Source organism: Buttiauxella sp. A111, assembly GCF_014189855.1.
Lineage (GTDB): Bacteria > Pseudomonadota > Gammaproteobacteria > Enterobacterales > Enterobacteriaceae > Buttiauxella > Buttiauxella selenatireducens.
On the sequence record NZ_BJFN01000004.1, the window covers coordinates 465571 to 487905 of the forward strand.

The 22335-nt window shown below is 45.1% G+C and carries 23 protein-coding genes and 1 tRNA gene; 15 read left to right on the forward strand and 9 right to left on the reverse strand.

The features are described from left to right. Window positions 1-16: 16 nt before the first annotated feature. Genes BSPA111_RS14465 through BSPA111_RS14475 form a run of 3 tightly spaced genes read left to right on the forward strand, consistent with a single transcriptional unit; the run spans window position 17 to window position 3605 of the window. Complete coding sequence (locus BSPA111_RS14465; protein ID WP_183271844.1) at window positions 17-2185, forward strand: exonuclease; 2169 nt, start codon at window positions 17-19, stop codon at window positions 2183-2185. A gap of 42 nt (window positions 2186-2227) precedes the next feature. After that, the gene (locus tag BSPA111_RS14470) at window positions 2228-2485 is read left to right on the forward strand and encodes an excisionase (RefSeq protein ID WP_183271845.1); all 258 of its coding nucleotides are present in this window, start codon (window positions 2228-2230) and stop codon (window positions 2483-2485) included. Further along, window positions 2466-3605 (forward strand): phage integrase Arm DNA-binding domain-containing protein, encoded by a 1140-nt coding sequence (locus BSPA111_RS14475; protein ID WP_183271846.1) that lies wholly within the window; start codon window positions 2466-2468, stop codon window positions 3603-3605. The genes BSPA111_RS14470 and BSPA111_RS14475 overlap by 20 nt, the downstream gene beginning before the upstream one ends. A gap of 239 nt (window positions 3606-3844) precedes the next feature. Here BSPA111_RS14475 and BSPA111_RS14480 read toward each other — a convergent pair whose 3' ends face one another. Then, window positions 3845-4201: a D-Ala-D-Ala carboxypeptidase family metallohydrolase gene (locus tag BSPA111_RS14480; RefSeq protein ID WP_183271847.1), complete on the reverse strand. Its 357-nt coding sequence runs from the start codon at window positions 4199-4201 to the stop codon at window positions 3845-3847. Window positions 4202-4512: 311 nt separating this feature from the next. On the opposite strand from BSPA111_RS14480, the gene BSPA111_RS14485 reads away from it, so the two are divergent. Beyond that, window positions 4513-4959, forward strand: a complete 447-nt coding sequence (locus BSPA111_RS14485) for a DUF441 domain-containing protein (RefSeq protein WP_183271987.1) — start codon at window positions 4513-4515, stop codon at window positions 4957-4959. 5 nt (window positions 4960-4964) lie between these two features. On the opposite strand, the gene BSPA111_RS14490 is transcribed toward BSPA111_RS14485, so the two are convergent. Next, a complete protein-coding gene (locus tag BSPA111_RS14490) occupies window positions 4965-5753 on the reverse strand; it encodes a helix-turn-helix transcriptional regulator (RefSeq protein ID WP_183271848.1) in 789 nt (262 codons plus the stop codon). Between the two features lie 97 nt (window positions 5754-5850). Between BSPA111_RS14490 and BSPA111_RS14495 the strand changes: the two genes are divergently transcribed. Next, entirely contained in the window at window positions 5851-7056 is a 1206-nt protein-coding gene (locus tag BSPA111_RS14495; protein WP_183271849.1) for a CynX/NimT family MFS transporter, read from the forward strand. On the opposite strand, the gene BSPA111_RS14500 is transcribed toward BSPA111_RS14495, so the two are convergent. The 4 genes from BSPA111_RS14500 to cspA form a co-directional block, all read right to left on the reverse strand. Next, complete coding sequence (locus tag BSPA111_RS14500; protein WP_183271850.1) at window positions 7057-7764, reverse strand: CTP synthase; 708 nt, start codon at window positions 7762-7764, stop codon at window positions 7057-7059. A gap of 160 nt (window positions 7765-7924) precedes the next feature. Continuing rightward, window positions 7925-8230, reverse strand: coding sequence for a hypothetical protein (locus BSPA111_RS14505; protein ID WP_183271851.1), 306 nt, complete (start codon window positions 8228-8230; stop codon window positions 7925-7927). Window positions 8231-8390: 160 nt separating this feature from the next. Next, complete coding sequence (locus BSPA111_RS14510) at window positions 8391-8549, reverse strand: YqaE/Pmp3 family membrane protein (protein WP_006687217.1); 159 nt, start codon at window positions 8547-8549, stop codon at window positions 8391-8393. Window positions 8550-8828: 279 nt separating this feature from the next. Further along, complete coding sequence (gene cspA / locus BSPA111_RS14515; RefSeq protein WP_183271852.1) at window positions 8829-9038, reverse strand: RNA chaperone/antiterminator CspA; 210 nt, start codon at window positions 9036-9038, stop codon at window positions 8829-8831. A 369-nt stretch (window positions 9039-9407) separates the two neighbouring features. Here cspA and BSPA111_RS14520 point away from each other — a divergent pair, with 369 nt between their 5' ends. After that, entirely contained in the window at window positions 9408-10850 is a 1443-nt protein-coding gene (locus tag BSPA111_RS14520) for a lytic transglycosylase F (RefSeq protein WP_255459282.1), read from the forward strand. A 105-nt stretch (window positions 10851-10955) separates the two neighbouring features. Beyond that, the gene (locus BSPA111_RS14525; protein WP_183271853.1) at window positions 10956-11198 is read left to right on the forward strand and encodes a DinI family protein; all 243 of its coding nucleotides are present in this window, start codon (window positions 10956-10958) and stop codon (window positions 11196-11198) included. Window positions 11199-11486: 288 nt separating this feature from the next. Here the strand turns inward: BSPA111_RS14525 and BSPA111_RS14530 are convergent. Continuing rightward, window positions 11487-11562 (reverse strand) — tRNA-Thr (locus BSPA111_RS14530). An 843-nt stretch (window positions 11563-12405) separates the two neighbouring features. Between BSPA111_RS14530 and BSPA111_RS14535 the strand changes: the two genes are divergently transcribed. Beyond that, on the forward strand, window positions 12406-13110 hold the full coding sequence (locus tag BSPA111_RS14535) for an oligogalacturonate-specific porin KdgM family protein (protein ID WP_183271854.1): 705 nt from the start codon (window positions 12406-12408) through the stop codon (window positions 13108-13110). Window positions 13111-13357: 247 nt separating this feature from the next. Further along, window positions 13358-13807 carry a hypothetical protein gene (locus tag BSPA111_RS14540; RefSeq protein ID WP_183271855.1) on the forward strand — a complete coding sequence of 150 codons (450 nt, stop codon included), beginning with the start codon at window positions 13358-13360 and terminating at the stop codon, window positions 13805-13807. Between the two features lie 235 nt (window positions 13808-14042). Here BSPA111_RS14540 and BSPA111_RS14545 read toward each other — a convergent pair whose 3' ends face one another. Beyond that, on the reverse strand, window positions 14043-14219 hold the full coding sequence (locus BSPA111_RS14545) for a hypothetical protein (RefSeq protein ID WP_183271856.1): 177 nt from the start codon (window positions 14217-14219) through the stop codon (window positions 14043-14045). A gap of 228 nt (window positions 14220-14447) precedes the next feature. Further along, window positions 14448-14690, reverse strand: coding sequence for a hypothetical protein (locus tag BSPA111_RS14550; RefSeq protein WP_183271857.1), 243 nt, complete (start codon window positions 14688-14690; stop codon window positions 14448-14450). 675 nt (window positions 14691-15365) lie between these two features. Here BSPA111_RS14550 and BSPA111_RS14555 point away from each other — a divergent pair. From BSPA111_RS14555 to BSPA111_RS14580, 6 genes are all read left to right on the forward strand, one after another. Continuing rightward, the gene (locus tag BSPA111_RS14555; RefSeq protein ID WP_183271858.1) at window positions 15366-16703 is read left to right on the forward strand and encodes a carbohydrate porin; all 1338 of its coding nucleotides are present in this window, start codon (window positions 15366-15368) and stop codon (window positions 16701-16703) included. A gap of 481 nt (window positions 16704-17184) precedes the next feature. Beyond that, window positions 17185-17889, forward strand: a complete 705-nt coding sequence (locus tag BSPA111_RS14560) for a GntR family transcriptional regulator (RefSeq protein WP_183271859.1) — start codon at window positions 17185-17187, stop codon at window positions 17887-17889. Between the two features lie 8 nt (window positions 17890-17897). Continuing rightward, window positions 17898-18854 carry a sugar phosphate isomerase/epimerase gene (locus BSPA111_RS14565; RefSeq protein WP_183271860.1) on the forward strand — a complete coding sequence of 319 codons (957 nt, stop codon included), beginning with the start codon at window positions 17898-17900 and terminating at the stop codon, window positions 18852-18854. Between the two features lie 125 nt (window positions 18855-18979). Continuing rightward, a complete protein-coding gene (locus BSPA111_RS14570) occupies window positions 18980-20233 on the forward strand; it encodes an MFS transporter (protein WP_183271989.1) in 1254 nt (417 codons plus the stop codon). 293 nt (window positions 20234-20526) lie between these two features. Continuing rightward, complete coding sequence (locus BSPA111_RS14575) at window positions 20527-21912, forward strand: FAD-binding oxidoreductase (protein ID WP_183271861.1); 1386 nt, start codon at window positions 20527-20529, stop codon at window positions 21910-21912. A gap of 219 nt (window positions 21913-22131) precedes the next feature. After that, complete coding sequence (locus tag BSPA111_RS14580) at window positions 22132-22305, forward strand: hypothetical protein (protein WP_183271862.1); 174 nt, start codon at window positions 22132-22134, stop codon at window positions 22303-22305. Window positions 22306-22335: the final 30 nt, after the last annotated feature.

Genomic DNA, 22335 nt, shown 5'->3' on the forward strand with positions numbered 1-22335 from the left:
AAGGAGCGTAAACGCAATGATGTACGCATATCTGATTAAAAGCCGGAAGAGATCCGGAAAGCCGAATCTATTCGTTTGGTTTGAAAGTAAATCCGATTCTCGCGCTGACCGTGAGGTCATGAACATCCTTGAAGATTCAGGAATAGAAACTGGTCGCGGCGCTAACTATCAATTACCGGTTCGCACTGATATGCCAGTTTTCGACGATTTGCCAGAAGAGAGTGAACTGGATGCTACATGGTGCGACCGCTACGAGCTGGCAGAAAATGATAAGACCTGGCAGAAAATTGTTGTTGGTACAGCGACCACTGATGCAGCCAATGTAACGACTAACGTTGTTGATACCCTCCCCACTCTTCCAGAAACATCTACAACCGTAGAAACTCTGGCAGAAACAAACGATGTATCTGATGCGACGTCAGTGGATATAGATCTGGTTGTTGATGCTAACGACGATGACAATACAGAGTACCCAGTCGCAGAAATGAATTTCAGTAGAAGACTGCTTTCACAGTTTACCTCTGACGCCACCAGACATCACATCAAGCATGCGCAGCGCGTCCAGATTATGGTCATGTCACTGGATACCGACGACAGCTACGTCCAGAACCTGCTGCTGACTGCCAGCAACACGCCCGAACTGCAGAGTTTCAGCACAGCACAATTGTGGAAATATACCGATGCTATCAAAACCGTGTTTCCCATGGAAAAACGACACGAACTGAACCTTTTCATACAGTTCACAAAGCTCTGGGCATCTACCGAGCATATTGATCGTGGAATTCTGGTACGTGAGTGGACTAACGGCAATCGCATTACGTCGGTTCAGCGCACTGACGCTGGCACCAATGCCGGTGGTGGCAATCAGACTGACCGTAACCCAGATATGGTTCACTCTCTGGATACCCTTGATATCGAGGTTGCTCTCGCACTGCTGCCTTTTGATTTCAATATTTACGATTTCGAGCAAGCCATTTTACGTCGTGCCAAAGAAATGGTTGCCGCCAAAGAATCTCCATGGAAAGAGTGGTCACGTAAGCTGCGCAATTGCCCTGGCATTCTGGATTATTCCCGCGCTGCTATCTTTGCCGTCATTCGCAGCGCCGCTCCAAACGTCCACATGATGCCAGGTACCCACCAGGCGTGGATTAACTCGAAGCTGACCGAAACAAATCACGCAAATCCTGATGCTGAAACTGTGGCGATTGCTATGCGTTCAACAGCATTGAACACAACCGATGAAACCAGTAATGACGCAGCTTCGGAAGAGGTTCAACACGATGTGGCCAACACTTTAGATAACCCTGATGTAAAGAGCCTTGGCAAAGGTGTGTTTTCAATTGAAGGTTTGATGGGAGAGCAACCGAACAAAACAACTGAAAATAATGCCGACTCAAATGAAGCCGAAAAAGAAGAAACTCAGGCTGCAGAGAGCAATTCTGATGTGTGGAGGCAAGAAACTCGAGGGGGTGAAAGCGAGGTTGAAACTGAAATAAAAATGGGCAAAACAGCAAATGTGCCAACTGAAAATCATTCTGGCATTAGCGAGCAGACAGCCCCTCCAAATTATGAATCCGGTCATCATATTGATGAACCTACAAGAAAGTTATACACCCACATGATGGTGGATACGGAAACGATGGGAATCAATCCTGACGCTCCGATTGTTTCTATCGGTGCAGTATTCTTCAACCCTGCAACAGGTCATATCGGTGCGCATTTTTACAAAGTCATATGCCTGGAATCGGCCATGGAGTTCGGTGGAATACCTGACGCAGGAACGATACTTTGGTGGATGAAGCAATCCTCTGAAGCTCGCTCGGCCCTTCTCGTTGATGAAGTTCTTCCGCTTGATGATGTATTACTGCAGTTGAATGATTTTATCAGCGAAAACTCTGCCAATGGTCGGGACAGTGTTCAGGTATGGGGTAATGGTGCTTCATTTGACAATGTAATACTCCGACAGGCATACCTTCGTACTGCCATTTTTTGTCCGTGGAATTTCAGGAATGATCGCGATGTCCGCACAATTGTTGAGTTGGGCAAAGCGGTGGGTATTAACCCACGTGACGATATCCTGATTGAAGGTGATAAACACAATGCGCTGGCCGATGCGACACATCAGGCTAAATACGTGTCTGCTATCTGGCAGAAGTTAATACTTGCCACCAGCACCAATTTGTAATTCATTGCGCCCGGGCGCAGTCGGGCTTTATGGAGTAATAGCATGGGCCAATTAGTTTCTTTATCAGACTGGGCCGCAGGGCCAAATGGTTTTAAGAATCCCCCAGGAATGGCGGCTCTTCATCGTATTGCTAAAACTAAGCAAACTTATCCACCAGCAGTGAAACAAGGTCGCCGATGGGTAGTAGATGAAGAGGCAAAATTTATAGGCATGGTGGGTCGCGTAGAAATATCAAACCATTTGCCACCCAATGCCCGCTCATTAGTGGAGAAAGCACTCAATGGCTGCAAGACCCCGTAAACATAATATTTCCACCCCTAACCTTTATTGCAAGCTTGATAAGCGCAATAGCAAAACATACTGGCAATATCGTCATCCCATTACAGGAGTTTTTGTTGGGTTTGGAACTGACGAGGACGCGGCAAAGTCGGCCGCAGAAGAGATGAACCGTATTTTATCAGAGCAAGAAAATACACAGTCTTATCTTCTGGTTGATATGGCTATAAAGGCTCAAGCAAAACGTGAACCAGGGGTCAGAGTTAAAAACTGGGTAAACAGGTACATGCTCGTTCAACAGGATAGAATGGACAACGGTGAAATAAGAAAACCCACATATAAAAGCCGGAAAAATTGCTCTAATACACTCTCTTTAAGAATGCCAAATCTACGGCTGCAGGATGTCGATACCAAAATGTTGGCAACTATTATAGATGAGTACAAAGCGGCAGGAAAAGTAAGAATGGCACAGCTATTGCGGGCGGTCTGGATTGATGTATTTAAAGAAGCCCAACATGCTGGTGAAGTTCCTGCTGGATATAACCCAGCGCTCGCAGTACGTAACCCTAAAAACAAAGTGTCGCGATCAAGGCTTACCTTCGAACAGTGGCAGAAAATATATGACCATGCATCTGGCCTAGCCCCATTCGCACAAAATTCAATGCTGTTAGCCTTAGTAACTGGCCAGCGGCGTGGGGATCTCGTTGAAATGAAATTCAGTGATGTTTGGGATGGATATCTGCACATTATTCAGTCGAAGACAGGGGTTCGTCTTGCTCTCCCGCTAACACTGAAGTGCGAAGCAATTGATTTAACCCTCGGTGAGATCATTTCAAGATGCCGGGATCGAGTAGTCAGTAAGTACATGCTCCACAGTCAGCGTAATCACGCATCTAACAAAGCTGGGGAAAAGATTGATGTGAATAGCCTCAGCCGCGTATTCCTGGAAGCTAGAGTAAAATCAGGTTTAACTTTCCCTAAAGGAAGCACTCCTCCTTCGTTTCATGAACAGCGTTCTTTATCGTCACGTCTCTATGAAGCACAGGGTATAAATGTGAAAACACTTCTGGGCCATAAAACGGATGCTATGAGTGAACAATACAAGGATGAGCGCGGTCAGGGTTGGATTACGCTTGCTGTTTAGCTACGTAAATTGTGAGGGAGATAGCCCCCTCCAACTCAATAGAATTTAAAATCCGTTTTGGGGAACAATTTTGGAGGGATTTTGGAGTGGATTTTAGGAAGCATAAAATCAATAGGTTACGCGTTGGTTATCTGCTCCAGAAGCAGTCCAGTAGCTCTTACAATTAATAAATAAAATCAGCCAGTTAATATACATGCTGGCTGATTTATTCCTTCCCAATGGCTAATACGACGCGTAATTTACTCTCGCCAACGAGCAACCGATAAACGCATATCAATATGTGTCCAGGATTCGCTTCGCCCAATTCCATATTTTTGCGGATACGTCGCCTCAAGATAATTAGCGACGTCATCAGGGGAAGTATTTTTCACCGTTATATCCGCCGCCGTTCCTAATAAATGCTGACTTGCGTATTCACCACCACAGGCTTTGTTGTGTTGCGTGCAACTACATCCCCGCCGTATCAAGACAGGTTGTTGAAAATACTCGAATACTGCTTCGAGAAGATCCACTAATTCAATGCTGACATCAGCAAAACCGCACCCGCACGGGCAACAAAAATCATTTCGATGAAAATGAGGAGATATGGCTTTCACATTAAAATTTCGCTACTGGTAAGAAGAACGCATTGATGTGTAAATATGCGCATTCAGAATGGAAGAAGTAAAAAGTCCAATTCAGTGGCGTCAGAGTATGAGTGAATACCCACAGTGTTCAAATAGTTTTTATAGATCAATACCCGCTTTATTGATCGTCAAAAACGATTCAACTTTCTCATCATTGCTATGCAACTGCACAAAACATTCGCTATCTGTTTAAAAAGGCTTAAGAAATAACTCGGCTGCACGTAAAATAAAAAATAACAATAAAAAAGCCTTCCCGTCATTTTTCGCAAGGAACAACGATGATCGTCGATTCGACACTTTTAATCCTGCTGGCACTCGCCGCGCTAGGATTTGTCAGCCATAACACTACCGTTGCGGTATCCATTCTGGTGCTTATCATTGTCCGGGTGACTCCATTGAGTCATTTTTTCCCCTGGATTGAAAAACAGGGACTGACGGTGGGGATTATCATTCTGACGATCGGGGTCATGGCTCCGATTGCCAGCGGCACCTTACCTGCAAGTACTCTGTTGCACTCTTTTACCCACTGGAAATCGCTGGTTGCGATTGCAGTCGGCGTGTTTGTCTCATGGCTCGGTGGGCGCGGCGTAACGCTAATGAGCAGCCAACCGAGTTTAGTGGCTGGCCTATTGGTTGGAACGGTTTTAGGTGTGGCATTATTCCGTGGTGTGCCTGTTGGGCCACTTATCGCTGCGGGACTGGTATCACTTATCATCGGAAAACAGTAAATCAGCTACCTGAGTTCCAGCGATGCCAGATAGCGTCCAGGTGTGTTTCCCAGCGCCTTTTTAAACATTGTTATAAATGCATTGGTCGAATCATACCCGAGTTCGCCAGCAACCTTTTGTACCGATGAACCGCCAATCAGCAACTGAAGTGCCACGATCAGTTGTAACTGTTGCCGCCACCGCCGAAAACTGAGCCCTGTTTCTTTCACCACCAGGCGCGCAAGATTTCGCTCACTCATCGCCAGCTGTGAAGCCCATTGCTCCAGAGTGTGGCGTTGCTGTGGATCTGACACCAGGCGTTCAGCAATAAAACGGATTTTAGGGTGCCGCGACATGGGCAAATGTAGCTGTTCCACGGCCTGGCGTGGCAGTTCATCGAATAAAACCCTTACCAATCTTTGCGTCTCTGGTTGTGCTAAACCAGACTCATCTTGCTGGGTCAAATGCAGGATCAATTCACGCACCAACGGGGTAATCCGTAATGTGCAGCATTGTGCTGGCATCTCAACAACACCCGGTTCAATAAACAGAAAGCACAGCCGGGCGTTTGCGGTCGCGCGATTACTGTGCGGCATTTCACCGGGGATCCAGACCGCATGTTGCGTGGGCACCATCCACATCGCCTGCTCAACTTCACAGGTAATCCCGCCATGTAACGCCAAAATCAGCTGGCCTTTGCGGTGATGATGGAAGGCAATTTCGTTCTCACTTTCTGACACCAGGATCCTGAACGCCTGAGCAGGCTGACGGTTGCTATCAGGGTCGAATCCTTCGAGGGCTAATCCGCGCTCCATAATCTTGTCCGGTTTTAGGGATAAACTGGCATTTTACGTTGATTTCTTCCATTCCTAAAACGTGTATCTTGAGCGCATCGTTTTACGGGGTATATGTATGTCATCGATTTCGGCTTTAAATGTGAAAAAACACGGTTTGTTACTGCTCGGCATCTTAATGATTGCCACCACGCTGCGCGTGACGTTTACCGGCGCGGCTCCCTTGCTGGAGATGATTCGCGAATCATTCAGCCTGACAACGGCACAAACAGGCGTGCTCACCACTCTCCCACTTTTGGCCTTTGCGATAGTTTCTCCACTGGCGGCAGGGATTGCTCGTCGATTCGGTATCGAACGGTGTTTGTTTGCTGCCCTGCTGATTATCTGCGCGGGGATTACACTACGCTCAATGGGAAATACGGCACTGCTTTATATTGGTACCGCGGTTATTGGTTGCGGAATTGCAATAGGGAACGTGCTTTTACCCGGCCTGATTAAGCGTGATTTTCCAGGCCAGGTCGCACGATTGACCGGCGCGTATTCGTTGACGATGGGTGTCGCGGCCGCTATCGGCTCCATGATGGTGGTCCCTCTATCTCAACAGGGCTATGGTTGGCCCGGAGCGCTGATGGCTCTGATGATTTTCCCTGTAGTGGCCTTGTTGGTTTGGCTACCGCAATTGTCTAATCACAGCATATCAACCTTAAGCAACAGTAATGCCTTACATAGCCGGGGAATATGGACATCCGCACTTGCATGGCAAGTCACTCTGTTTTTGGGGATCAACTCGCTCATTTACTATGTGGTGATTGGCTGGCTGCCTTCGATACTGATAAGTCATGGTTATAGTGAAGTGCAAGCAGGCTCATTGCACGGCCTGATGCAATTAGCCACCGCCGCCCCTGGCTTATTTATCGGGATGATTTTAAGTCGGCTGAAAGACCATCGCGGTATCGCTATTGTCATGGCCTTGCTGTGTGGAGTGAGTGCTGTTGGGTTACTTATGGTACCGAGCCTCGCCAGTGTGTGGGTTGTGATATTTGGTTTTGGCTCTGGTGCGACAATGATTCTCGGCCTGACATTTATCGGCCTGCGCGCAAACAGTGCGCATCAAGCCGCCGCGTTGTCCGGTATGGCACAATGTATGGGATATTTATTGGCGGCTTTTGGCCCACCGCTGATGGGCAAAGTGCATGACCTCTCTGGCCAGTGGAGCCTGCCATTATTAGGATGCGCAATACTGGCGTGCGTGATGGCTGTATTCGGCGGATTTGCCGGGCGTGATGCAGAGATCAGCCCAGCGCGCCCTACCCACTCTTCCTGACTAAAGCAGCGCCGCTTTAAGGAATGCTTCGACTAGCGGCGCAGGCTTATCCTTCAATGCGTTACGTTCATGCTGGAAAAGTGTTCCGACAAAAAAGGGATGCCCACGAAGTTCGACCACGCGGATTTCACCTTGATTATCCCATCCGGTGGGCTGTAATTGAGATGACGCCAGGTGGGCGGTAAAAAAATCGGCTATCCCGTAATTGCAGTGGTAGCCCTCTTCAATTTGTGACCGCCCATAAGCCTCAGCAATCAATGACCCCGCCTTAAGTTCGATAGCGTCGGATTTTTCCACCAGCGAACAACTCAATGGCCCAATCACCAGGCGCCCATCACGACTCGTTTCGGCATGACCGGCATCATGCCAATCCAGCACATTGCGCGCATATTCAATAATGGCGTGCTGGAAACCACCACATGTACCAAGAAACGGAATTTGGTTCTCGCGAGCATAGCGAATTGCCAGTAAAGCACCGTCTTCATTTTGATAGGGACTGGCCGGAACACACCAAATGGCATCATACCCCACCAGATCTTCAGGACTTGTCACTTCAGGAGTGGGCAACCAATCATAGTCAACGGCGACGTCAACATATTCAGCTGCATTATCTAAAGCCAGAGGGATCGCCTGATGCGCGATAACCGTAGAGTTGTAGTCACCGACCAGCGCAACGCGAAGAGTTTCTTTCAAAGGTAAGGGAGACATTTGTTTGATTATCCTTATGTTTAACAACATCGACTACATAAGGAATGATAGATTATGCCACTGCAATCTGCCTTGCAACGCCCAAAATTAGCAGGGTGACTGGCATTAAAAACGGCTCAAGATTCAGGCTAGCGTCTGGCGCTAATGGCCGTTTAGTCGGCTAGTGAACAGCCTGCTCTTGTTCAATCTCTGGCAATAACGTCTTATCGAGTGGCATCAGATATTCAGCACGGACAAAGGTGTAACCTTCGCGTCCATCGAAAGCCACAACATTACCCGTAACTAACCACAGCGAATGATTCGCATCATGAGGAAGTTGCGTCACCACACCAGTGACTGGATTAACAAAACTTTCACCCGGTTCGCACAGGCCAAAAAGCTCGACTGATTTACCGATATTCACACGCCCGGCGGCAGTACGGGAACCAATAATCACTGCCAACATTCCCGGTTTCAACTGATACATAAAATGACTCTGTAGCTCATTAAATAATTGGCAGTATCAGAACATTCTTAGGTGCAAAAGTAAACAGGGAGCCGTTAGATGCCGCCCCACGCTTCCTTGCGAGCGACCTTTTCAGCCACCCGCTGCGTCAGTTGCTAATCAATAAATCAGTTTTATTTTATTAATCGCGGGTTTGCACCCAGAAGGCGTGGATTAATCCAGGAATATAACCCAACAGGGTGAGTACAATATTCAGAATAAATGCCCAACCGAATCCCTTACCTAACAAAACACCAAGCGGGGGTAAAATAATAGTAAAAACAATACGCCAAAAACCCATAAAAAAACTCCAGTCATTAATTTGATATACCTTCAAAAAAGTATATTCCGCTACCAGCATAGTCTACCCTGCGTAAACCAACTGAAGGTACATCGTTAATTAATGTAAAGAATGACGATATCCATATAAATATAATGGGATTATTGATGAGGATAGCGGAGGGATTTGAGGGATTTTAGATAACAAAAAACCCGCACATGGCGGGTTTATTCACTTTGACTACCGGCTCGGGCTATTCACCGTCTTCGCATGCGTCAGTCGCAGTATGCGTTAGCAGTCTTACAGAGCAACAACGTTAGTTGCTGATGGACCTTTAGCGCCGTTCTCGATAGAGAACTCAACTTTCTGGCCTTCGTCCAGAGTTTTGAAATCATTGCTCTGAATGGCAGAGAAGTGAACGAACACATCTTTGCTACCATTGTCAGGAGTGATGAAGCCGAAACCTTTTTCTGGGTTGAACCATTTTACTAAACCAGTCATTTTAGACATAGATACTTCCTCGATATTTTATAGCCATTTAATATGGCGAACGTGGTCTGTATTGCAGAACGTTTCTTATTTAGGCACTTAGGAGGAGACTCACGAAGAAGGGTATCTGATGACTTGATAGCGCTTGAACTGAGGACTGCTTTACTAAAACTGCTTTCATAAGGTCTGTCTTCCAAACCGATGACGCATTAACGCACGCCAGCCCGCTGGAAGCAAGAATTATTTTCAATTAATAATTTTCTCATTTAGAGAGGGAAACATTCCCCTCCACACTCTCCAACAACCAAACCTGTGCATTTTGTAACCAAAACAGGTTTGCGCGAGCTATAGTTAAAAGGTCTGCAGCTGAATTGTTTAGATGGTGTGAACATGGCGCGCCTGGTGCTACTACTTCTCTTGATCACTTCACTTTTGCCGATGACGAACGCAGCCACCGATGAGCAGCATTTGAAATTTGATACCAAAATCAATGTTGTTTATGGTGACTATGATGTGATGAAGGAAAGGCGGATCATTCGAGTTTTGATTCCTTACAGTAAGACATTTTACTTTATTGATAACAGTGGGACTCAGCGAGGCATCATGTTGGAGTTGATGCAACAGTTTGATAAACAGATCAATAAAGGTCTTAAACCCTCACAAAAAACACATCTTCTCTTTGTACCCACAGCCCGTGACCAACTTATTCCGCAACTTATCGCAGGACGTGGAGATATCATCGCCGCTAATTTGACGATTACCCCTGAACGCGAAAAATTGGTCGATTTCAGTGAACCATTGGCAAAAAATATCCATGAAGTGCTTGTCGCCAGTAACAAAGCGCCCGAACTCAAAAGTGTCGATTCCCTTTCGGGACAGTCTCTGTTTGTGAATCCTTCGACCAGCTACATTTCAAGCATTGAGATACTGAATAAAAACCTGGCGGAGAAAAAGCTGCCACCCGCTGTGGTTATCAAAGCGCCGGGAAATTTCGAACAGGAAGACATCCTGGAAATGGTGAACGCCAACCTTGCCGATTACACAGTGGTTGACCGTTACCTTGCCATCTTATGGAAGCAGATTTATCCAAACCTGGTTGTTTATGAAAACATTACCCTGCGTGATGACGGCTCTATCGCCTTCGCAATGCGTAAAAACTCCCCTCTTCTTAAAGCCCAATTGGATAAATTTACTGCCACGCATAAAATTGGCACGTCATTCGGCAATCAACAGGTTTATAAGTATTTACGCAATACTAAATGGGTAAAAAATGCGCGTTCGGAAAAAGATATAGAGAAGTTTAATCAGGTTACAGAAATTTTCCGCAAGTACGGTCAACAATACAACATCGACTGGCTCATGATGGTGGCTCAAGGTTATCAAGAGTCCCGTCTTGACCAAAAAGTACGTAGCAAAAGTGGCGCGATTGGTGTCATGCAAGTGCTGCCTACAACCGGTAAAGAGCTAAACGTCGGCGATATCAGGCTGATAGACCCCAACATTAATGCTGGCGTGAAATATATCCGTTTCATGTGCGACCGTTATTTTGCTGACGAAAAAATGACAGATTTAAACAAACTGCTTTTCACCTTCGCCTCTTATAATGCTGGCCCTGCAAAAATAGCCCGATTACGCAAAGAAGCTGTGGCGCAAGGCTATGATCCTAATGTCTGGTTTAATAATGTTGAACGTATTGCACAACTGCGCATAGGTAATGAAACCGTGCAATATGTGAGCAATATCTTCAAGTATTACGTGGCTTATCAACTCATAATAGAGCAGGCGAAATCACGTAAGACAGAAACCCCACTTATCGCCGAAAAATCGGAATAGATTGCGCAATTATCTTACCTGGTGCTCCATTTTCATGAACACCGCTTGCCTTGAATGTAGAGATTCATTACTGTATATAAACACAGCCTTAATAGGGAAGTATCCATGTTTGTAGAATTGGTTTACGACAAACGAAATGTGGCGGGTCTTCCCGGCGCAAATGAAAAGATTCTTGCAGAATTAACTCGACGGGTTCACGCCATCTTCCCGGATGCGGAAGTCAGGGTGAAACCCATGCAGGCAAATGCAGTAAACAGCGACTGCACCAAGAATGAAAAAGAGAAAATCAACCGTCTGGTTGAAGAGATGTTCGACGAAGCAGACTTCTGGTTGGTTTGTGAAGAATAAATGTCAGCCGACGTATTGTTGAAAAACGAGATTATCCACGGCATGTCTCCTGCTATGATCTTCGCAACGAAACGTCAGGTGTCTTTTTAACAGGTTGAGAAGTCATGAGAAAAACAACGGTAATATTGATTGTCGTGGCAATTGTGGTTTGGTTTGCAAGCCATCAGGGATGGATCTAACCCACAGCCATTGAGGAAGCGCTTTAGCATTTAGCCTTCCTCTTATCCTCGTCACATTTGCTAAAGTACAGACGAAAAAAAACCACCTGAAAGGTGGTTTCTTTAAAAATGGTGCCGACTACCGGAATCGAACTGGTGACCTACTGATTACAAGTCAGTTGCTCTACCTACTGAGCTAAGTCGGCGTGGAGAACATCCTACACAAAGCAGATCCACGATGCAATTCCCCGTGAATCGTTCGCTTAAAAATTCAACTTATTGATATTAAATCAACCAGTCGAGGATAAAAAATTACCGTTTTGCTCAAAATTTAACATGTGATAATTATCATCACGTTTCTTTAAACCCGAAAAATTTTTGGGTTTTGGCCTTAACATGGCTTAACGACCTGGTGATGAAACCCTCACTCGCAGAAAAAACGTCTAAAAACCCAGAACGGCCCAAGGTTATGGGCGGCAGTGATACATGCGCCCCTCGCATTACTATGCATAAGAATTGAGACGGTCTATGAGAGTCACTCTCCTGAATGGCCGTTAAGGATGACCACGCTACGAAAATCCGGAAGCGTAAACGGCTAAAAGTGATTTTCTGGTTATGCTACGTTTACTTTATTACCTGCAATAGCTGTGATAGTGAGTTCTGCTTATTTAATTGCAGCGTGCATGGAACCTCTATGTATAAAATATTTGAGAGTAAAGCTATAACTAAACATGTATATCCGTAGTTCTATCTGCCGAATTCAGACCGAACAGATTGCTTTCCATTCCGGGTTTCACCACCTGCTTCCTCTCGGCCTCATGATAGCCATATATATTTATGACAATATACTTACAGTTTATTAACATCATTATTTTAGCACTTCCAGTATTACGCCATAAAATACAATAATTATTTTATTTAATAAAAAACAAAACAATTGAAACACGATTTCATTTTCTTGATCAAGTTATCTCTTTCTTGAAGCGAAATTAATTAGCATCGTTACCAGTCCGATGACTGATTTTTTAATTCACAACAGGGAAAGACAAATGAAATGTTTGTTTAAAATTAGCGCTCTTGCAACATTATTGGTTTCAGTTTCGTCTGGTGCAGTTACACTTGACTATCGTCATGAATTCAAACCTGAAAGTGGCACCAACGCTGACAGAATTAAGATTGGCCATACTACCGAAGATGGATATTTTGCAAGCGTCGAAGGTAAAATTTCTGAGAAAACAGAAGTTGATAACGAAGGCTACAAAAACGGTATTGAGAAATACAGTGGCAACGGTAGCGAATTTGAGTTTGGTAAGAACTTCATTATCAACGACAAGCTAACACTTGCGCCAGCGATTAACCTTGATGTAGGCGATTCCTATATCGGTTACCGCGCACAGATTAAAGCCATCTACAATATTAACGATAACTGGATGACCACCCTGCGCTGGCGTCCAGGTATTGAGGTGAATGAAAACTCCAATGTTAAGGATAAAAACTACAACCAATTTAACTGGGAGTTTGGCTACGCGAATGATCAATTCTCGATAGTCGGTGATTTTGAATATCGCTTCACCAACTACGAAGATTATGAAGGTGAACATAATTACTGGCTGTATAACGTTGTGGCCAGTTATAATATTGACAAACACTGGAAACCGTATACTGAAATCGGTTACGTACCACGTTACAACGAAAACCATGAGAAAGATGAAATGGAAGTTCGTTACCGTTTAGGTATTAAGTATACGTTCTAAACCATGATATTAAGAACGGGAGCTTAAGGCTCCCGTTTTAAGTCTGCATGACTCCGCACACCGCTTTAATTACAGATTATTTTTGCAATTAAACGCTTTTTTCCGCATGGCTCGCAGTATTTATGTAATCATCCCGCAGAGCGGTAATCAACAGGCGGATATCAATTCCCCCTTCCACTGCTCAAAGGCTTTGTGGCTTAATGCTTGCGCCTTTCGACACTGAATCCAATAAATCCAAAGAGGTTTTATGTTTAAGTATCCCGCTGCGGTCGCAATAGATGAAGAAACTGGTGAATACGAAATCAGCTTTCGTGACTTAGAAAATCTGCATTCAGTCGCATTTTCCGATGACGATATCGAACTGGAGGCGCAGGAGGCGTTGACGGCTATGATTGGAGAGTTGATTGATGCGCGTAAACCAGTCCCGCTCCCATCTCAAGCTGTGAAGGGCGAATTAGCTATTCACCTTCCTGTGCTGACATGCCTGAAGGCTTCGCTACACAATGCAATGATTAACACCGGCACACGTAAGGCTGACCTTGCAAGGATGTTGAACCAACATGGCCCGCAGATTGACCGCCTGTTAGATGTCCGTTATGCATCGAAAGTGGAGACCCTGGAACAAGCTTTATATTTATTAGGTTACGAGGTATCCGTGTCCGTTTCGATGCTTGCCAATAAGCAGTCTGGTCATTGAGTGAGACCTTGTCGCAAATAGTGGAAAAGAGAACCCAGCGCAGAGAAGGCTTTCAGTAAACAGTATTTGTAAAAGCGAGTGATATAGAAGTGGAAACAACCTTACTGCTGATTTAGCACATTGGCTTGAGGATTTCTTCACGAAGATGGGCGACAAATAAAGTCCCTAAAAAATAACCCGACGATTAAGCCGGGTTTTTCTGCACTAATCAGGAGTCATTCTTACCCCTTCTCTATCAGTGCTTGATATCGCGTTTTTCCTGGCGACAATCGGCATTGCCAACAAGACCATCACGACACTCTTGCTTAGCTTGACGTCCGTCCTGGCGCTCTTGCGCCTGCTCAGTTGCCAATGCTGGTACCGCGGTCATTAGGGTGGAAGCAGCAAGCAACACTAATGCATATTTTTTCATAATAAATTCCTAAATGTGTTAAGCCCAGAAGTGACTAGCGCACCCGTATGGCGGGCACAAATAATACCCTTCAGTGGCTTAGCTCGTCGCGCAGGAAGAAATACAATTTTAAACTTATCTTTCCGCGCGACGTGTTGAAATCATTTTGGAATCATGAAATACCCGGCCAGCAGATTCGCTTCAGTGCTATATCTGAGTGGCGCGAACTCTTACACCTCACAGTGCATCTCAATACTTGATATCGCGGGCTTTATCACGGCCTTCCTGCTTATTTTGACGGTGATCCTGGCGACAATCAGCATTGCCGACAAGACCATCGCGACACTCTTGCTTAATGTCACGCGACACCTGACGAGTGCCCTGTCTCACATCACGGGCATCCTGACGTTGTCTTGACTGTTCAGTAGCCTGTGCAGGAATTGCCGCTATCAGGGTAGAAGCAGCCAGTAGTATCAATGCATATTTCTTCATAATAAGTCTCCACAATAGGCGAGTCGCGCCAGGATGGCGTGTCTAAATTATAGTCATCACGAGTGCAACTTCTTAAATCAAAGTCGCTGTCTGGCTCAAGCGATTGATAACCTTCCGATCATCGCCTCGCTAAGCTTTTCACATTTCAGCAGGTTCGCTGTCATTTTTAACGAGAGGAATTGAGTAGTCAGTGCTGAATCGCAATATTTGGAACAGAACAATTACAATCAACAACCTGTTTGACCACATTAATATCACACTCTGCGAGATTAATTCCTCCGGTCATAAACACCTCTTTCACCTACCTTAAACGAACCAAAACATCCAGAAAATACATGATAATTCAAATAATACTGTTTGCGCTCATTAATTGTGTCAGGGCATCATTTGTAGCAGTACAGCATTATCGACCATCGTATATTGGCCATTCAACTTAACGCATTACCGAGATAAAAAACACACCCTGTTAACTTTATATGGTTTATTTTTAAATAAAAAACCGCCGCCCCTCCTCTAGCTTATCCAACTTACCAGACAATATAATGCAAAACTTATGAGGCCTATTTAATTAAACAATCAACACTTTAACTGCATTTCAGTTAAATGTGTTTATTTTGCCTTCTATTAAATTTAACAAAATTCTGTACTATTAATTTTAATTCAGGAAGAAATATAGTGAAAACAACTCTCTTACCCTTAGCTGTTTCCGTTACACTTGCACTACTCCCTACTACTGTATTCGCAACTGAAACTACAGCGGCAGCTTCTAAAACCATCGTTGCCGCAGATCCTTTAGCCGGTATTGATTTCTACGGATATTTCCGTGCTGGGGTTGCGGGTGGTGAAAACGGTTCGATGAAAGAAGCTGTCGGTGGCAGTTTTCAGAAAAATAAAGTAGGCCGTCTGGGTAATGAATTCGATACCTATGCAGAAATTGGCTTTGGGAAAGAGTTATATAACACAGGTAATCAGTCTGTTTATATTCAGACCATGATTAACATGTATGATGGTGATTCCAACAGTAATAATGGTGATAATCCATTCGGTTGGGAAAACCTGAATATGCAATTCCGTAACTTCCTGGGATTAGAAGAAACAACATGGGTTGGTATCCGTCAATATAACAAATACAGTATTGATGCAAACGACTATGACTACTGGAACCACACTAACGTTGGCGGCGGGATAGAAAAAATGTCTCTGGGGCAAGGCAAACTTTCTGTTGCCGTGCTTCATCGCGATATTGAAGAAGATAACTCAATTGGGGCTGATGGCGAACTCGACAGCGTTGATGTTGATGATTTAGTCGATTCCAACCAATTGGAATTAATGTATGACAGCCAACCTCTGTGGAGTGGTGCTACCCTCGCCGTGGGCTATAAATACCTTGGAGCTGATGCCAGCGATGAGCAAATTCAGCATAACAACCACGATTATTCTGATGGCCAAACTGTTATGGCCGTCGTGAAGCAGCAGGTCCTTGATACAGGCACCAACAATACCGTCATACAATATTATTCTGATGGTTCAGTCTTACAAGGGGTAACTTTCGGTGCTGCAGACACCCTGAACGGTACAGTGAAAAGCGGTAACGGTTGGGCATTACGCAACTACGGTGTCATCCCATTAGCAAAAGATTGGGATCTGAGTCACGCAATCAACTATGCAACCGCCAACGATGTTGAGCTGTGGAATGGAAACAAAGGGGAAGGCACAACGGTCTCCGCCAGCGCCAAAGTGACCTATCACTGGTCCGACTATACCCGCACTTACGTTGAGCTGGGTTACTTCGATGATGAGAAAACTGTTGATGGGGCAAACTATGACCGCAGCGGTTCGAAATATACCATCGCTCAGGCTCTGACTTACGGTCGCGACAAACCTGAATTACGTCTGTATGCCAGCTATTTTGATAGCAGTTCAGATAACTGGGATAACTCAGGTAGCGCCTTCGAAAACGGCCATTCCAACGACACCTGGGCCGTTGGTCTGCAAGCTAACGTTTTCTGGTAATCACAGTATTTGAGTTGTGGGCAACAGATTAAAGTATGCTGTTGCCCACAGCGTCAGCGAATACGGCCATATTCATATTAAGAAAAGCATTAATAGTCATATTATTAATGCTCATTGCTTATCGCCAGCCATGGTTCAATTAGCATAAATATCAAGTAACAACCTGAGATTTATTAATTTAAGCCCCCTCTTCTCTTTATTTCTTGTCCATCAAACAACACCGGGTTCCGGTGACAACGTGTAAGTTCAGCATCACAAACCAAAAACCCCACAACAACCCCCTCTTCAACCTCAACCCATCATTTTCTGTTCAGTTTGATCGTTATTTGGACTACATGTCCATCTCACTGTCGGCCAAAGCGTTCAAAGCTGACATATGGGACGGGAAGCACAAAAAACGATCACAACTGACGGAAAAACTTGCGATTAAAGCTAAATAACTTACCGTAGGGAAAAATTGGTTTATACCAGTCTGGTGAAAATGAAAAATTTAAGCAATGTAGATATCAACAGAGAGCGTCTTGAAAAGTGGTTATCTGAGACAAATCTGGCAGCAGGTTCAAGGCTTCCTTCCGAACGGGAACTCTGTGAATTGCTGGATGCACAGAGAATGACACTGAGACAAGTTTTACTTGAGCTGGAGGTTGAGTCCGTCATCTTCAGGAAAAATCGGAGTGGTTGGTTTATTGCCCCTAAACGCTTCATCTATAACCCTAAAGCACAGTCCAGCTTTAATGCTGAAGCTCGTGCTCAGGGGCGGAATCCGTTTTGGGGATATCTGGAAGAAGAGCAATGTGAAGCTCCTCCCATCAATGTGGTGAAAGCTTTCTCTGAAAATGCTCACAGTTATCGTGTTACGGGATGGTGTGGTCTTGATGGGCACAAAGTTTTTTATCACGAGTCCTATATTGATGCCGACTTTGCTCCTGGTTTTATAAAAAAAATCAACAATCAGTCTTTTGCAGATGTCTGGGAAAAAGAATATAGCCAGTTTCTGAGTATTAAAAGCATGATATTCAAACCCGTAAAAATACCAGACCAGGCGTGCAAAGAATTAGGTGTTGCACCAAATACTTTCGTCATTCTGGTCGAAAAACATCGGGCAACACGTGAAAAAAAAGTGGTTCAGGTTGACTTTGAGTACTGGAGACTGGAGTCCGTTGAACTATATATTCAAGATGAATGAGGGTAATTATGAAAACATCAGAAAGTGAATACCTCGCAGAGCGAGCCAGGAATATCCCTTTGTATTTGCATGCCTATGCATTCCATTTAAATATGCGATATGAACGAATTCTACCAGGAGATCTGTTAGATATCGCGCATCAGCATAAATTACAGGGTGTGAAAATTCATGTTGAAGATGGTGAGTCTCAGGCCTTACAAAAATTGAGTGATCATCAGTTAATTGACTTCAGGAAGAGAGCCGAAAATTACGGCCTGGATGTTAACATTGAAACAAGCGCTTCTGATAAAGAGACACTGGACGATGCCATCAGGATTGCCCGTGTTACAGGCGCATCATCTGTACGTTTTTACCCTCGCTATGAGGGGCATCTGCAAGATGTCATGAAAAAGATCTCTTTAGATATACAATATTTATCTCAATTCGATGATTGCGGCTTAACCTTCACTATTGAACAGCATGAAGATTTGAAAGGGGAGGAATTGGTCAGCTTAGTAAAAAATAGTGGGATGAAGAATCTCTCAATACTTTTTGATTTTGGCAATATGATTAACGCGAATGAAAAGCCACTTGACGCCCTAAAAATCATGGCACCCTATATAACGCAAGTACATGTAAAAGATGCCAAAATCATTAAGGAAAATTTAGGTTGGGCACATGAAGCATGCCGCTCCGGGTATGGTGAATTACCGATGGAAGAAATGCTCAGAGAATTATTATTGCTGGGAGAAGATAGACCCCAGGTGATTTCTTTCGGGCTTGAGGAAGAAGTCGATTACTTTGCTCCAGCTTTCCGTTTCGATGATGAAGGTGATAATCCATGGATACCCTGGAGAACCGCAAGTTATACACCATTACCTGATGCCGATAAAGTTGATGAGCGTCTTGCCAAAGAATCTGCACACGCAATAGAGCAAATTCACTACGTCAGAAATATATGCAGTAAATTTATTAATAATCAATAATGTTTTAAATTAACACCATACAGATAAAAATTATATAGCTTTCCTGGCGCATTGATATTTTCAATTGCGAACATGGGAGGTTCCCCCCTTTATGCTTTTCTGCCAGTGAAGGTGTAATTATGTTTATGAGCAAGTGGGCACGGCTGTGCTTTTTAATTCTCGGTGGTGGCACCATATTTAAACTATCCAGCATGAAGGATGTATTTTACGTCCCAATGCAAAGTGACTGGGGTTTAACCAATACACAGATTGGTCTGGGTTTCACGGTATACACCATAGTCCAGACTACAGGTCTATTTCTTTCTCTTTACATTGCTGACCGTTATTCTAAGAAAATACTGTTACCATTCGGATTGATTGGTGTTGGTTTATGCGGACTATATTTAGCAACACTGCCTTCATTTACGGGTTATCTGATTTGCTTTGCAGCAATGGCCTTCTTTGGTGACGTTGTTTTCTGGCCCGTGTTATTGAAAGCGGTACGCCTGTTGGGAAATAAGGAAGAACAAGGACGAATGTTTGGTTTCCTTGAAGCCGGACGTGGTGTTGTGGATGTTATTGTCGCATCAGGTGCATTGTTTATTTTTGTTCAATTTGGCGAAGGAAAAGCAGGCATGCAGGCTGGCCTACTTTTCTACACGTTAATAACACTTGCCGTAGGCGTTGTTACGTATTTCATTGTTGATGATGATGACAAAGTTGTCACTCACGATAACAGCAGCGCAAATATGGAAGTCATCAGAGGTATCAAGCACGTCCTGTCCTGCGTCAATGTATGGCTGGCAGCTTTTGGCATATTCTTCGTGTATGCTGCTTATTGTGGTTTAACCTATTTCATTCCTTTCTTAAAGGATATCTATATGCTGCCCGTCGCCTTTGTTGGGGCGTACGGTATCATTAACCAATATGCGTTAAAAATGGTCGGTGGCCCAATTGGTGGATTCCTTGCCGATAAAGTGACCAAATCTCCAACTGTCTATCTCAAATGGACATTCCTGATTGCGGCAATTGCCATGATCTTCTTTATTCAGTTACCTCACCAATCCATGAATGTTTATGTAGGGATGGCGGTGACATTAGGATTTGGTGCAATTATATTTTCCCAGCGTGCGATTTTCTTTGCTCCCATGGATGAGATCGGAATATCACGTCAATATAGTGGTTCAGCGATGGCATTTGGTTGTATTATAGGTTATATGCCAGCCATGTTTGCTTATACCCTGTACGGCGCACTTCTTGATAATTTTAAAGGAATCACCGGATATAATTATGTATTTAGCGTGATGGTAGCATTCAGCCTTATGGGCTTTGTGTGTTCAACGCTTCTCGCCAAAAGGATTAAGAAGCAAAAAATGGAGTTAGAAACAACGACGGCATAATTTTATCCGCCCAATAATTTTATTTCCTGGAAATTAAAATATATTTATGACGTGAAATAGAATATCAAGTCATTCATTTTAAACCCAGAATGACAGCCGGTAATCCTACCGGCTGTCATGTGCGGGCGCATCATTGTCTCTGAATACCTCAATGTCATCCTCCAGATGAGTGATCGGGTACGCCTCCTGATGACGGCGAACGTCAATAAACTCCCTAATAAGTGCCACTCAAACCATCAGATCCTGGGAAAACCACCATAATTAGTAGGGATACTCAACACCAGGAGACAATCATGAAGGAGTTACAAAAGGTAAATATCGACGAGTTCAAAACGCACTTCCAGGGGGAGGTGATGCTTCCTGACGATGCAGGCTACGACGAGGTGCGCCAGATCTGGAACGCCATGATCGACCGCAAACCCGCGCTTATAGCTCGCTGCTCGTCCCCTGAGGATGTGGTCAAGGCCATCGAATTTGGGCGCACGCAAAATCTCCTCATTTCGATCCGAGGAGGTGGCCACAATATCGCGGGTAATGCTGTGTGCGACGGCGGTCTGATGATCGACCTCTCGTTGATGAAGAACGTGCAAGTGGACCTGACAACCCGTAGGGCTAGCGTTGAACCTGGCTGCACCCTTGGCGACTTTGATGAGGTTGTGCAGGCGCATGGACTCGCCACACCGCTGGGCATCAACTCGACCACCGGTGTAGCCGGCCTGACACTCGGCGGCGGGTTCGGCTGGCTGAGTCGGAAGTACGGTATGACTATAGATAATCTGCTCTCCGCGGAGGTCGTCACGGCAGATGGGAGTCAACTGCACGCCAGTGAATCAGAAAATGCGGATCTCTTTTGGGGGCTTCGGGGTGGAGGTGGCAACTTCGGTGTTGTGACTCGCTTCGAATTCCAGCTCCATCCCGTCGGGCCGAACGTACTGAGTGGGCTCATCGTCTTTCCATTTGATCAGGCAAAGTCTGTGATCTCGCAGTTCGCCCGATTCACCGAGACGATGCCTGAAGAGCTCAATGTTTGGATGGTCACGCGCAAGGCACCTCCGCTACCCTTCCTGCCCGAGGACGTTCACGGGAAAGAGATGGTTGCGCTTGCTCTGTGCTATGTGGGCGATCCTGAGGAGGGCGAGAAGTTGATTGAGCCACTGCGCGGGTTCGGTACGGTGCTCGGTGAGCACATCGGAGTACAACCCTATACCGCCTGGCAGCAGGCATTCGATCCGTTATTGTCAAAAGGAGCGCGCAACTACTGGAAGTCACACAACTTCTCGCAACTCAGTGACGGCGTTATCGATGCCATCATCGAATACGCAGCGAAGTTGCCATCACCCCAGTGTGAGATATTCATCGGGACTATTGGTGGTCAGACGGCGAGCGTAGCACCCGAAGCAATGGCCTACTCAAGCCGGGATGCCAATTACGTGATGAATGTGCACGGTCGCTGGGAGTCCGCCACCGAGGATGAGCACTGCATCGCCTGGGCGCGCGAATTCTTCGCGAAATCACAACCGTTTGCCAGTAGCGGTGCTTACATCAACTTCCTCACTCAGGAGGAGGCCGACCGCATCGCCTTCGCTTACGGTGCGACCTACAATCGACTCGTGGAACTCAAGAATAAGTACGACCCGACGAACCTGTTCCGGATGAATCAGAACATCAAGCCGGTATAAGACCTGGTCTTGCGCCTGACAACAGCATGCAGCAGCTGACGCGCTACGCACAGGCTGATATAAAACGTTAGGCGCAGTAACCCGTGCGGGATACAAGTTCAAATTTGTATTAAAAAACTAATGCTGATTTCCTATATTCAGGGAATATATGTTATCTACATGGGGACAGGGATATCCAGCCCCATCGAAAAGCGGGCCATCATACGAAAGAGGAAAAACATGAAAAGATATGTTGTCGCTCTCAAAGGTGGCACGGTCGGTGACCTGTATGCCGATACGGTGCAGAAAGGTGATTTTGTGACCGTCTGGCTGCGTGATGCAGATGGCAACCCAAGCTACGTCTCTGAAATAGTAGAGGAAATCATCAAGGAGGATGAACTGCTCGATTTCTGATGCAAATAATTTCTTTGCGTTGTATTCATT